This window comes from Rubinisphaera margarita, assembly GCF_022267515.1.
Classification (GTDB): domain Bacteria; phylum Planctomycetota; class Planctomycetia; order Planctomycetales; family Planctomycetaceae; genus Rubinisphaera; species Rubinisphaera margarita.
The window spans coordinates 630780-644495 of record NZ_JAKFGB010000014.1 but is presented as its reverse complement, the minus strand read 5'-3'; the positions used below and the strand labels follow the sequence as shown (position 1 = coordinate 644495).

10 protein-coding genes are annotated in these 13716 nt (G+C 58.8%); all 10 read left to right on the top strand.

All coding sequences use genetic code 11. The features are described 5' to 3' along the window. The first annotated feature begins 3 nt into the window (after nucleotides 1-3). The 10 genes from L1A08_RS15460 (at nucleotide 4) to coxB (ending at nucleotide 13705) form a co-directional block, all read left to right on the top strand. Complete coding sequence (locus tag L1A08_RS15460) at nucleotides 4-672, top strand: hypothetical protein (RefSeq protein ID WP_238757344.1); 669 nt, start codon at nucleotides 4-6, stop codon at nucleotides 670-672. 27 nt (nucleotides 673-699) lie between these two features. After that, nucleotides 700-2337 (top strand): flotillin family protein, encoded by a 1638-nt coding sequence (locus L1A08_RS15455; RefSeq protein WP_238757343.1) that lies wholly within the window; start codon nucleotides 700-702, stop codon nucleotides 2335-2337. Nucleotides 2338-2856: 519 nt separating this feature from the next. After that, complete coding sequence (locus L1A08_RS15450; protein WP_238757342.1) at nucleotides 2857-3540, top strand: cytochrome c3 family protein; 684 nt, start codon at nucleotides 2857-2859, stop codon at nucleotides 3538-3540. 57 nt (nucleotides 3541-3597) lie between these two features. Next, nucleotides 3598-6936 carry a TAT-variant-translocated molybdopterin oxidoreductase gene (locus L1A08_RS15445; RefSeq protein WP_261362885.1) on the top strand — a complete coding sequence of 1113 codons (3339 nt, stop codon included), beginning with the start codon at nucleotides 3598-3600 and terminating at the stop codon, nucleotides 6934-6936. Between the two features lie 49 nt (nucleotides 6937-6985). Then, on the top strand, nucleotides 6986-8401 hold the full coding sequence (nrfD, locus tag L1A08_RS15440) for an NrfD/PsrC family molybdoenzyme membrane anchor subunit (protein ID WP_238757341.1): 1416 nt from the start codon (nucleotides 6986-6988) through the stop codon (nucleotides 8399-8401). A gap of 90 nt (nucleotides 8402-8491) precedes the next feature. Beyond that, nucleotides 8492-9838 (top strand): quinol:electron acceptor oxidoreductase subunit ActD, encoded by a 1347-nt coding sequence (locus L1A08_RS15435; protein WP_238757340.1) that lies wholly within the window; start codon nucleotides 8492-8494, stop codon nucleotides 9836-9838. A 148-nt stretch (nucleotides 9839-9986) separates the two neighbouring features. After that, nucleotides 9987-11210, top strand: coding sequence for a quinol:cytochrome C oxidoreductase (locus L1A08_RS15430; protein ID WP_238757339.1), 1224 nt, complete (start codon nucleotides 9987-9989; stop codon nucleotides 11208-11210). 227 nt (nucleotides 11211-11437) lie between these two features. After that, on the top strand, nucleotides 11438-11770 hold the full coding sequence (locus L1A08_RS15425; protein ID WP_238757338.1) for a hypothetical protein: 333 nt from the start codon (nucleotides 11438-11440) through the stop codon (nucleotides 11768-11770). A gap of 128 nt (nucleotides 11771-11898) precedes the next feature. Continuing rightward, a complete protein-coding gene (locus tag L1A08_RS15420) occupies nucleotides 11899-12681 on the top strand; it encodes an SCO family protein (RefSeq protein WP_238757337.1) in 783 nt (260 codons plus the stop codon). Nucleotides 12682-12727: 46 nt separating this feature from the next. Beyond that, nucleotides 12728-13705 (top strand): cytochrome c oxidase subunit II, encoded by a 978-nt coding sequence (gene coxB, locus L1A08_RS15415; RefSeq protein ID WP_238757336.1) that lies wholly within the window; start codon nucleotides 12728-12730, stop codon nucleotides 13703-13705. The last annotated feature ends 11 nt before the right edge of the window (nucleotides 13706-13716 follow it).

Here is a 13716-nt window from a genome sequence, read left to right as displayed (position 1 = left end):
TCCATGGAAAGTCTCTTCACATGGTGTGCCGTCATCGGCGGCACGATATTTACGGTTCAGTTCATCATGCTCCTGATCGGGCTCGATGGCGGTGGCGAACTTGATTTCGACACGCCCGATCTCGACGTCCCCGATGCTGATTTTCCGGATGCCGATCTCGACGGCGATGTCTCGCTGCGAGACGCCGAGGTCGATTTCGATCATCACCCTGATGCCCTGACCGATGGCTGGTTTGTCGGCATCGTCAGTTTCCGCTCAATCATCGCGGCAGTCACAGTGTTCGGTCTGACCGGACTCGGAGCGCTGCAGCACATGCCGCAGGAAAAAGCCTTTGCCACCGCCTGTCTGGCCGCGCTGGCCATGCTGTATCTGGTTGGCTGGAGTTTCAAGCAGATTTACAAGCTTCGCTCGGACGGCACCGTGAAAATCAATGAAGCGGTCGGAGAAATGGGGACCGTTTACCTGACGATTCCCGGCGAAGACACGGGTGCCGGCAAGGTGCAGATCACTCTCGGAGGGCGCACGATGGAATATCGCGCCACAACGGATGGACCCGCGTTGAAGACCGGCACCCCGATCGTTGTGACACGGGTGACCGGCGAAGATTCGGTCGAAGTTCGTTCGCAACAGTCAACATCTGCAGCTGCAGATCCCGCGTCCGCAGCTGTCTGACGTTCCTTTCATCACGAGGTCGCGCTCATGCCTGGTTCCCTTCTCCCAATTCTCGCCCAGCTCGAACAGCTCGGCTTTTACGGTGGCGTGGCGCTGGTCGTCGTCGCGGCGATGATCGGCCTGGGCCTGTTCATCGCCAGTCGCTACAAGCGCTGCCCGAGTAACAAGATTCTGGTTGTGTACGGGAGCGTCGGCGGAGGCAAGTCGTCGACCACCATTCACGGGGGCGGCCGTCTCGTTCTGCCGATCATTCAGGACTACGCCTATCTTTCCCTGGAACCGATTCAGATCGAAGTTCCGTTGAAGGATGCTCTCTCCAGCGAGAACATTCGCGTCAACGTGCCGTCGGTCTTCACGGTGGCGATCGGCACCGAGCCTCAGCTCATGCAGAACGCGGCCATTCGTCTCCTCGGGTTGAACGGCCAGGCGGTTAAGAAGCAGGCCGAGGACATCATCTTCGGTCAGCTGCGACAGGTTATCGCTTCAATGAAGATTGAAGATATTAACCGGGACCGTGAACAGTTCCTGAGCAGCATTCAGAATTCGCTGGAGCCGGAACTGAAGAAGATCGGCCTGGTGCTGATCAACGTGAACATCACCGACATTACCGATGAGTCGGGTTACATCCAGGCCATCGGCCAGAAGGCGGCTTCGGAAGCGGTGCAAAAAGCCCGTGGGGATGTCGCCGAGCAGGAGAAACTCGGGGAAATTCGCGTTGTCGCCGCCGAGCGGGACAAGCTGATCGAGGTCGCCAACGCCCGCCGCGAGCAGGAAATCGGGATCCGGGAAGCCGATCGCGAAAAGACCGTGCGTGTCGCCGAGCTGAGCAAGGAAGAGGAATTCGGCAAGCAGCGGGCGATGTTCGAACAGGAAACGCTTGTCGCGGACGCCAACCGTCAGAAACGTGTCGCGGTTGCCAGTGCAAATGCCGAGGCGTATCGCGGGGAAGCCGAAGCCGATGCCCAAGTCGCTGAAGCTCAGGCAACATTGCAGGTGAAGCAGGCCGAAGCGTACGAACGGTCCAAGACCCGCGAGAAAGAAGCGGAAGCCGCCGTTCTTGAAGTGCAGAACCGGGCCATGGCCAAAGCGGCCCTCGCGGAAGCCGAGAAGGTCGAAGCCGAACAGCGCGCAAAACTGGAAGCTCCCGCCAAAGCCGAAAAGGCCCGCACGATCGTCGAAGCCGAAGCGGCTGCCGCCCGCAAGAAGCTCGAAGCCGACGCCGAAGCGGCAGCGAATTACGCCAAACTCGAAGCCGAGGCTCGCGGTCAGTACGAGATTCTCGCCAAGAAAGGGGAAGGCCTCCGGGAGATCATCAGTGCCTGTGGCGGATCGAAAGAAGCCTTCCAGATGCTGTTGCTCGAACACCTCGACAGCCTGGCCAGTGCCTCGGCCGAAGCGATCTCCAAGATCAAGTTCGACAAGATCGTCGTCTGGGAGAATGGGGGGAATGGCGACAAGAGCAACGTTTCCAACTTCCTGCAGGGAATGTCGCGAACATTGCCGCCGATGCTGCAGGTGATGCGCGACATCGGAGGCGTCGAATTGCCGGAAACGCTCGTTAAAATGACGGGCACGGAAGAGGCGGCCGCCGGAGAGAGTCGTCTTCCGGAACAGGATCGGCCAACGGTCAAACCGGCGGAAGGAAACGGTTCAACCACCGCGTAACGCCGACCGCAAGCCCTCTGGAACTGCTTCCTTGAGGGTGCAAACGTCGCGTCCGCGTCAGATCCGCCGCTTCAGGTGAAAAACGCTCCTGCACGGTCGAGCAATCCGCTCTCATCGACAATACTCCACGGGTTCCTGTCTCAGGCAGGAACCCGTTTTTCGTTAACAGCCGTCCTGCGACACTTTGTCCCCTGCCCGATCGCACGGACGACACGGTGCCGAGCTGCTGTTTCCCCGAAGCCCGATTCGGAGCGTTTTCTTCGAGAAAACAGGGAGCAGACGCGTCGAGAGCAATGTCGAAAACTCCTGCAACGGTGCGCGATTTCTGCGGCAATTTGTCACGCGATGCGACTAGCGGTCGCGGTTCCATTTTCAGGGTAAGTCACTATCATGCCCCGTACTTCTCGGAGGGGAGTTTCCACGTTTAACTCCGCAGGTCTTTCCGAACTGCCGTCCGCTGTCCTGCGGACCCGGTACTCAGTTTCCGTTTTCGGAGTCTCTGCACAGCCTGGTGATTAAATGAGTCGATTTCACTTTCCAGCCTGGATTAACCCGTTATTGCCGGCCGTGGTCGGGTTTCTGGGGATCGGGGCTCTCTACTATACGGGTCTGTTCGCCTACGCCGTCCACCCGGCGACCTCGGATGTCGGCTATCGTCCCGAGCAGCCCGTTCCATTCAGTCACGCACTGCATGCCGGTCGGCTGAAGATGGATTGCCGCTACTGTCACAACACGGTTGAAGTGGCCGCCCATGCGGCGATTCCTCCCGTGGGGACATGTCTGAACTGCCACCAGGGCGTCGACCAGAACGGGCAGTCGCCCACGGTCGCAATCCACGTGAACAGCCTCAAACTGCAGCCGATTCGCGAGTCGGCGGCTACTGGCCAGTCAGTCGTCTGGCGAAAAGTTCACGACCTGCCGGACTATGCGTACTTCAATCACAGTGCCCACGTCACTCGTGGGGTGAGTTGTGTATCGTGCCACGGCCGTGTCGATCGCATGGAAGTTGTCGAGCAGAAAGCCACGCTTGCGATGGGCTTCTGTCTGAAGTGTCACCGCAATCCGACGCCGAGTCTGCGACCCGTGGATGAAGTCACTAATCTGGCCTGGGAGCCGGGTCCGGGGCAGGAAAACATCGGTCAGGAAGTCGCCGAAAGCCTGCGAATTCACCCGCAGGAGAACTGTTCGACCTGCCACCGCTAATTGCGGGCTGGCTGGGTTGGTTCGGTAACGTTTAATTCAATCAAGATCCTGAGATCCATGGCAAAATACTGGCGTAGTCTGGAAGAGTATTACGAGCAACCGGCCTTTCACGAGTATCTGCACCGGGAGTTTCCGGAAGCGGCTTCGGTTATTCCGGAAGGCGTGTCCCGTCGTCGCTGGCTGCAGGTGATGGGGGCTTCGCTCACGCTGGCTGGCGTTGCCGGCTGTCGTTGGGAAGACGAGAAGATCCTCACCTACGTGCAGCGGCCCGCGAACCGCATTCCCGGCGTGCCGGTGAAGTACGCGACACTGCTCGAGCGTTCCGGCGTTGCAATTGGTGTGCTGGCGACCTCGATCGATGGACGCCCCATCAAGCTCGACGTCAATCGCGAGCATCCGCAGGGCTTTGCCGGAACCGATGGTCTGACCCAGGGAAGCGTCCTTGGCCTTTATGACCCGGATCGCATCGCGCGGGACGTGGAAACGGGCGGCCACAACAATCTATACAACCCGAACGATGTCGCTGTGCTGCGTGAGAAGACCAAGTCGGGTCGTCAGGCGCGCACGTGGCAGCAGTTCGAGAAGTTCTCAGCAGGCTGGCTCTCGAACGTCCAGGGCAACGGCGGAGCTGATGTCCGCGTGCTCGCGTCCGCCAGTTCTTCCCCGTCGCGTCTGCGTCTGAAGGAAGAGTTCCAGCAGGCATTGCCGACCGCGCAGTGGATCGAATACGAGCCTCTCTCTCGAGACAACGAGTTGCTCGGAGCCGAAATGGCCCTCGGCAGCCGGCTCCGCACCCGCTATCAGCTGGAGAACGCAGACGTCATCGTCGGACTCGATTCCGATCTGCTCGACTTCCATCCTGAAGCGCTCCGCCATTCCAAAGAGTGGGCGAACCGTCGCGTTCCTGAAGATGGCGAGATGAACCGCGTCTACGCCGTCGAAAGCTGCTACTCCTCGCTCGGCATGGTAGCCGATCATCGTTTCCCGCTGGCCACCTCCCAGATTGGTGCGTTCGTGGCGGAACTGCGGGATCGTCTGCAGGGTGCGCTCGGCGGTGCTACCGAAACTCCCGCCGCTGGCGAGAACGATCCGAAGCAGGCGTTTCTCAATGCCATCGTCGACGACTTAACCTCACATCGCGGCCGCTCCCTGATTGTGGCTGGCCCGCGTCAGCCTGCGGAAGTTCACGCCGCCTGCCTGCAGCTCAACAGCCTGCTTGGCAATCTCGGCCAGACAGTCACGGCTGTCTCCGCACCAGGCTCCGATCGGCCGACTCATATCGAGGGCCTGCGGACACTGGTCGATGACCTCAAAGCCGGAACCGTTAAAACGCTGATCGTTCTCGGCGGAAACCCGGCCTACAACGCCCCGGCTGAGCTCGGCCTGGACGAGTTGATCGCCAAGGTGCCGACTTCGATTCGTCTGGGTGAATACGACGACGAAACTTCGGAACTCTGCACCTGGTATGTGCCCGAAACTCATGACCTGGAAGCCTGGGGCGATGGCCGCAGCTGGGACGGCACGGTCGGTATCCAGCAGCCGCTCATTCAGCCGCTGCACCACGGTCGTTCGCAGATCGAATTCCTCGCCCTGCTGCTCAACCAGTCGGTGAAGGATGGACAGGCAATTGTCCGTCAGACGATTGAAACGCTCGTGCCGGGCACCAGCGGACGAAATTGGGAACGGGCCGTTCACGATGGCTTCCTGAGGGACTCCGCGCTGGCCGCCGTTTCGTCTCCACAAGTGAGCGGCGATCTCGAAGGGCGTCTGGCGGGTTGGTTCGACTCGATCGGCTCCGCGTCCGCTGAAGGGGATGCACCGGCTGCCGAAGTCGTTTATCTCCCGGATGACACCGTTTACGACGGTCGCTATGCCAACAACGCCTGGTTGCAGGAAACGCCGAAGCCGCTGACCAAAGTGACATGGGACAACGTTGCCATTATCAGCCCGAATACTGCGAAGAAGCAGGGGCTCAAGGATGGCGATCAGGTTACGATCGCTCGTGGCGACTACAAGATGACCGTCCCGATCTTCCAGATGCCGGGCATTGCCGACAACACCTACGGCGTCTGCATCGGTTACGGCCGCACGCTGGCCGGACATGTCGGGGGATGTGCTCAGGACGATGTTCCGACCGTCGGCAGCAGCACCTACGATGTGATGGCTCTCGGTGCGATGGGCTACGACAATAGCGTGAAGGTGACGCCAGTCGGTGCGAACTATCCGCTGGCGACGACTCAGTCGCACTGGGCAATCGATGTTGCCGGGATGAACGAAATCGGCAAGCGAGTCGGAGCTCTGGTCCGCGAAGGCACCAAAGAGGAATACGAAGAACATCCGTCGTTCGCGACGCATCGCGTGCACATGCCGCCGCGAATCGAATCGCTGTGGGAAGAACGCGATTGGACCGGCGACTATCAGTGGGGCATGAGCATCGATCTCGCCCGCTGCGTCGGCTGTAATGCGTGTACGGTCTCCTGTCAGGCCGAGAACAACGTGCCGGTCGTCGGTAAGGATCAGGTTGCCCGCAACCGCGAGATGCACTGGATCCGCATCGACCGCTACTTCGTTGGCGATCCCGATCAGCCGGAGAACGTCGGCATCTCGACACAGCCCGTGCTCTGCATGCAGTGTGAAAACGCTCCGTGCGAACAGGTCTGCCCGGTCGCCGCCACGGTTCACAGCCACGAAGGCCTGAACGATATGGCGTACAACCGCTGTATCGGAACGCGGTACTGTGCCAACAACTGTCCATACAAGGTTCGTCGCTTCAACTACTACAGCAACGCTCTGCCGTTGATGGAAGAGCAGAAGCAGCTGGTTCAGCTGGTGATGAATCCGGAAGTGACGATTCGCAGCCGCGGGGTCATGGAGAAGTGTACCTACTGCGTGCAGCGAATTCAGAACACGAAGATCGTCGCCAAAAACGAGCGGCGTCTGGTTCGCGATGGAGAAATCGAAACCGCCTGTCAGGAAGCCTGCCCGACGAACGCGATCGTGTTCGGCAACATTCAGGACGACAAGAGCCAGGTCGCGATCAACCACGCCAACCCGCGAACTTACGGCATGCTGGCGGAACTGAATACGAAGCCACGGACGCAGTATCTGGCCCGGATTCGGAACCCGCATCCGTCTCTGAAGGACGGTTACTACCTGCAGCCGGGTGAGCATGGTCACGACGAAGAACATGCCGAACACGGCGACGAGCACGGCACGCATCATGAAGCCGAGCATGGTCATGACGATCACGGTCACGATGCCCATGGTCATGACGCTCACGGCAAGGCAGATCATCATGCCGCCGATCCGGGACACAGCACTCCGACCGGAACTTCGACACCGGCAGGGACTTCGACTCCCGCTGGAACGTCCACTCCGGTTGGCACCACCGAATAATCACAGGCAGACAGAACGTACTTTTACTTAGACCTGGTTGAGTTGAACTATGGCTTCGATTTCCCTCGGTTCTTACGACAATACAAAGGAAATCCCGGGACAGCGGGCTCCGCTTGTCACCGGCGATAACAACTACCAGACGGTGACCGACCAGGTTTGCGTACTGGCCGAGAAGCCGAAGGTCCCGCCGATGTATTTCGTCGCGCTGGGGATTTCGATCGTCTGGTTGATCATCCTCAAGATGTGCATTGTGCATCTGCTGCTGAACGGGGTCGGGGTCTGGGGAAACATGTCTCCAGTCTTCTGGGGCTGGCCGATCGTGAACTTTGTGTTCTGGGTCGGTATCGGTCACGCCGGTACGCTGATTTCCGCGATTCTATTCCTGTTCCGTCAGAACTGGCGAACGGGAATTAACCGGGCGGCTGAGGCCATGACGATCTTTGCCGTCATCTGTGCCGGTCTGTTCCCCGGGATTCACATCGGTCGTGTCTGGTTCGCTTACTTCCTGTTCCCGCTGCCGAACACCATGCTGCTCTGGCCGCAGTTCCGTAGTCCACTGCTGTGGGACGTGTTCGCCGTTTCGACGTACGCGACCGTGTCACTGCTCTTCTGGTACATGGGGATGATTCCCGATCTCGCAACCTTCCGCGATCGGGCCACGAGCCGCGTTCGCCAGATCGTGTACGGCGTGCTCTCCCTCGGCTGGACCGGTTCGGCTCGCGCCTGGAGCCGCTACGAGAAGGCTTACCTGCTGCTGGCCGCCCTGGCGACCCCGCTGGTGCTTTCCGTGCATACCATCGTGTCGTTCGACTTCGCCGTTTCGCAGCTGCCTGGCTGGCACACCACGATCTTCCCGCCGTACTTCGTCGCCGGGGCCATCTTCAGTGGCTTCGCCATGGTGGTCACGCTGCTCGTGCCGGCTCGTAAGCTGTGTGGCCTGGAAGACATCATCACGCCGCGGCACCTGGAGAACATGTGCAAGATCATTCTGGCGACCGGAACGATCGTCGGATACGCCTACGCGATGGAGTTCTTCATCGCCTGGTACGGCGGTAATCCCTACGAACAGTTCGCCTTCGTCAACCGTGCCTTCGGGCCGTACTGGTGGGCTTACTGGACGATGGTTTCCTGCAACGTGATCAGCCCGCAGTTCTTCTGGATCAAATGGTGCCGAACCAATCCGATCTTCATGGTCATCATTTGCATCTTCGTGAACATCGGGATGTGGTTCGAACGATTCGTGATCACGGTGACCTCGCTGAGCCGCGACTTCCTGCCGTCGAGCTGGGGGTACTTCACTCCGACACCGATCGACGTCCTGATGCTCATCGGGAGCTTCGGTCTGTTTTCCACACTGTTCCTGCTGTTCTGCCGGTTCCTGCCGGTGGTCGCCATGGCCGAAGTGAAGAGCATTATGCCGGACGCCCAGCATCGTGATCCGGACCCGAAGACGGCCGAGATCTAAGCAGCAGCTGAGACCCACACAGAACAACGAGATCCTTCATACCGAAGCGAGAGTCACGAACTCTCCCCTGTAGATACCTAAGAGGTCCCTATGTCAACAGACGTTGAACATCAAACCGCAGCCGAACCTCAGGCTTCGCCCGAGCCGACGCTCGCAGGCTACGTGGCTCAGTTCGACGATGTTCCTTCGCTGATGCACGCCGCCGAAAAGACGCGCGACGCCGGCTTCAAGAGCTTCGACTGCTACACACCGTTTCCGGTGCACGGCATCGATGACGCCATGGGCGTGAAGCCGACGCGGCTGCCGTTTATCGTGCTCGGCTGTGCCGCCGTGGGAGCCACCACCGCTCTGGCGCTGCAGTTCCTCACGAACGCCTGGGACTACAAGTACATCATCAGTAACAAGCCGTTCTTCAGCATTCCTGCTGATATGCCGGTGACATTCGAACTGACCGTGCTCTTCTCGGCTTTCGGTGCCTTGATCGGCATGCTGGCGTTGAACAATCTGCCGCGGCTTTACAACCGCATCTTCCTGGTCGATCCGTTCCAGAAGGTGACCACGAACGGTTTCTTCCTGGGCATCGAATCGGAAGATCCGAAGTTCCACGAAGCCGACACGAAATCGTTTCTGACCTCGCTGAATCCCGTGTCTGTCACCCCGTGTATGGAACCGCACGAGAATGCCGCGCTGCCGAAGCTGCTGGCTCCTCTGGCCGTGTTCCTGCTCGTGATCGGACTGATTCCGCTGGTGTTGATCGCCCGCATGCGAGCCATGCCTTCGGATGTGCCCCGCATCGAGATTCTGACCGACATGGACTTCCAGCCGAAGGCCAAGACACAGAAGGCCTCGCCGGTCTTCGCCGACGGCCGCACCATGCGACCGGTGATCGCCGGCACGCTGGCTCGGGGTGACTTCTATGAAGACGTCGCTTATTCCGAAGGCCTTCAGCCGGAACAGGCCGAGAACGTCGATCGCAGCATGCTGCTTCCGAACGCCAAGAATCCGGATGGAACGACGTTCAATCTGACGACCGTTCCCTGGGTGACCGAACTTCCCGTGGAGCCGACGGAAGATCTGATGGCTCGCGGCCAGGCCCGTTACAACATCTACTGTGCGGTCTGTCACGGCATGACTGGCAAGGGAGACGGACTGGTTTCCCGCCGGGCGATGGAGCTGCAGGCCGGTTCGCCGGGCATCGGCACCTGGATCAAACCGATCACTCTATACGACGAGCCGATCCGGAATCAGGACGTCGGCCAACTATTCAACACCATCACCCACGGTGTCCGCAAGATGCCGGGTTATGCCTCACAGATTCCGATTCAGGACCGCTGGGCGATCGTGCTGTATGTCCGGGCTCTCCAGCGAGCCGGTTCGGCAACGATTGATCAACTGCCTGCTGAAGAGCAGCAGCGACTCCAGGCGGAAGCCAACTGATCGCGACGGATCGCCCTTAGACAACATTACAGGTTAAAGAAGCTGCAACGAGCGACGGCGGAGCGGATGATCGAAGCCGTTCCCCATACATGAGGCTTGGAAGAAGCACTCGAGTCAGCGATTCTCTTTTTCGACGACTGATACCAACATGGCACACCACGGACACACACTTCCTGTTGAAGAGCCCGGAACGCTCGAGCAGAATTCCGGTCAACTGGGCACGCTGGCATTGTACGCCGGCGTGGCAGGACTGCTGCTGGCTGTCATCATCGCCGCGTTTTCCGGCAACTGGACACGCCTGCAGTTCAGCTATCTGCACAACTTCACGTTCGCCCTGAGCATCTCGCTGGGAGCGCTGTTCTTTGTGCTGATTCAGCACATCACGCGAGCAGGCTGGAGTGCGGTCGTCCGCCGGTTGGCTGAGATTCTCACCAACGGCTTCGTGCCTCTGGTCGTCATGTTCCTGCCGATTCTGTTCCTGGTGATCTCGGGCAGCGACACGCTGTTCCTGTGGAATAACCCGGAAGTCGCTTCCCACGACCCGCTGCTGAACCACAAGCAGATCTACCTCAACCCGACCTGGTTCACGATCCGTGCGGTGGCCTACTTCGCCTTCTGGATTCTGTGTGCCCGCTTTTACCTGATGACCTCGGCTCGCCAGGACAAGACCGGCGATATCCAGTTAAGTCTGAAGATGGAACGCTACGCCGCAGTGAGCCTGATCCTGTTCGCACTCTCGCTGACCTTCGCTTCGATCGACTGGATCATGTCGCTCGACCCGCGATGGTTCAGCACGATCATTGGCGTCTATTACTTCGCCAACGCCAACGTCGCCTTCTACGCCACGCTGGCCATCATGGTCTTCATGGCCAATCGCAACGGCGTCCTGACACAAACCGTGAATGCCGAGCATCGCCACGATATCGGCAAGCTGCTGTTCGGATTCAACTGCTTCTGGGCCTACATCGCGTTCTCGCAGTATCTGTTGTACTGGTACGCGAACATCCCGGAAGAAACGATCTGGTACATGCGTCGGCAGGAGAATGGCTGGGAAGTCATCTCAATGGCTCTCATCATTGGTCACTTCGTGATTCCATTCCTCGGGCTGATGTCCCGGACGGTGAAGCGGAATCCGGTTCAGCTGACCTGGTGGGCCGTGTTCCTGCTCGTAATGTGCTGGATCGACCTGTACTGGCTGATTATTCCGGAAGTCTCTCCCGAGACGCCGGCCTTTGGATTGATCGACGTCTTCTGTCTTCTGGGCGTGGTGGGACTGTTCACCTTCGGCATGGTGAAACTGTCGGCAGACTTCAATCTGCTGGCGGTCAAAGATCCTCGCCTGCAGGAATCGCTGGCGTTCCACAACATTTAAGCCGTAACCGCTGGCGGCTGATTCAGCGGGCAAACGTGCGGCGAATCGCCGCGATGGAAGGGTGATCCTCTGGTTGAACCGTCAGAGTCCGTCATAATGAAGAATGACCGGGCTGCCTGAGGAAACCCCGATCAGCAGATCAGAACAATTGCAGCCGACTTGCGACGTCGATTTTCCAACGGCGTTCGTCAACCGATTCGAGGCAATTACTAACAACGGATGCGACCATGGCTCGTTACGATGACTTACATACCGGCACGATCACTCTCGTGGGGATCGTTTCAGCGGCTCTCACTTTCGTGATCATCGTCGCCGCACAGGTGTTGTACTACCAGTTCCAGGCCATGGAGCATCAGAAGAAGGTCGTCGACGCTCCGCTCGTTCTCACCAACGAGATGATGGACGAGCAGCAGACCGAATTGAACACCTACTCATGGGTCGATCGAGAAAAAGGAACGGTCTCGGTTCCGATCGAAAAGGCCATGAGCGAAGTCCTGGAGGAGATGAAGAGCTCGCAGTCCTCGGGCAGCGACTCGGCCAATCCTCCGTCTGAATCCTGAACACGAAGAACAGAACCATAAGATTTCCCATGAACTGCTTCCCTGCCCTGCCTGGACTGCTTGCCGTCAGCGTGATGTTCGCTGCCGTTGCCGCAGACTGCGCTGCGCAGGATCCACGAAGCCAGTTCATGCCGGCAGCTCTGACCGAGACGGCCGTCGTCGAACATCTTGACGATAAGCTCCCTCTCGACCTGCAGTTCGTCGATGATGCGGGGCGGGCGATCCGACTCGAGGAATGTTTTCAGGGCGACATCCCCGTGGTCCTGTCAATGAATTACTCCAATTGCCCGATGCTCTGCGTTCTGCAGCTCAACGGGATGATCAACTCTCTGAAAGAAGTCGATCTGGTCGCGGGCAAGGATTACCGGATTGTTTCGGTCAGTCTCGATCCCAACGAAAAGCCGGAACAGGCCCGGGCGACGAAGCAGAAGTATCTGGAATCCTACGGATCAACAGCCGATCCCGCTGGCTGGCATTTCCTCACGGGACCAGAAGCCTCGATCGGGCGACTCTCGAATGCCCTGGGCATTGAGTACGTTTACCTGCCGAAGAAGAAGGAATACTCCCATCCGGCGGTGTTCTGCATGTGCACGCCGGACGGTCGCATTTCCCGATATCACTACGGGATTGAATTCCCGCAAAAGACATTACGGCTCTCCCTCGTGGAAGCCAGCGAAGGCAAGATTGGCAACGCGTTCGACCGGTTCCTGCTGATCTGCTTTCACTACGATGCCGAAGAAGGACGTTATGCTCCGGTCGCCCGCAACATTATGAAGGTGGGCGGTGGACTCGGCATCATGGGACTTGGCCTGATTTTCTGGGCCTGTCATCGCGTCGCCCGCAGCCGGGCGGCTCGCGAGGCACGTCGCGAAGAACAACGGCTCGGTGCTCCCGGCATCTCGGCCACCTGAAGACAATCAACACGATTTTTTACCTCGTTACGGTAACTGACTGACCATGGAAACATTCCGGAATCTGCTCGACCCGTTTCCCTCGCAGCAATCGACCTTTGCTGCCAACGTCGATGCGATTTATTACTTCATCTTCTGGCTCTCGACGTTCTTCTTCGTGATCATCGTCGCGATGATGTGCTACTTCGTGGTGAAGTATCGCCGCGTGGAAGGTCAGGAGCCGGAGAAAAGTCCGTCTCATAACACGCCGCTGGAAGTCACCTGGTCGGTCGTTCCGGGGATTCTGGTTCTCGGCATCTTCTGGTGGGGTTTCACCGGGTATGTCGACATGCGGAGCCCTCCGGCGGAAACCTACGACATCAACGTAACCGCCCAGATGTGGTCGTGGCAGTTCAAGTACGGGACGGGAGCGGTTGACGCCGAACTTCACGTGCCGGTCGGAACACCAGTCAGGCTCATCATGCAATCCAAGGACGTGATCCACAGCCTGTTCGTCCCCGTCTTCCGGGTGAAGCAGGATGTTGTTCCTGGCCGTTATTCGGGACTCTGGTTCGAAGCAAAAGAAGTCGGAAAGTTCGAACTGTTCTGTACGGAGTACTGCGGTCAAAAGCACTCTGATATGATTACGAAGGTCGTGGTTCACGCGACCGACGAAGCCAACGTAACCGACGAAGTTCCTCAGACCTTCGACAAGTGGCTGGAAGTTGCTTCCGACCCGCTCGAAGGGGGCCGAATTCCTCTGGAACAGGCCGGGGAAAAGGTCATCGGGATGTTCGGCTGTCTGCAGTGTCACTCGATCGACGGCAGCAACAAGGTTGGACCGTCGTTCAAAGGTCACTTCGGACAACAGGTGCAGACCCGCGATGGTTCTGTGCTGATGGATGAAAACTACATTCGCGAATCGATCCTCGAACCCAACGCCAAGATCCGGCAGGGATACGATCCCAAAATGCCGAGCTTCAAGGGCAGTATGAAGGACGAGTGGATCGACGCCGTGATTGCCTATATCAAGTCGATTCAGTAATTCGCCTGCGG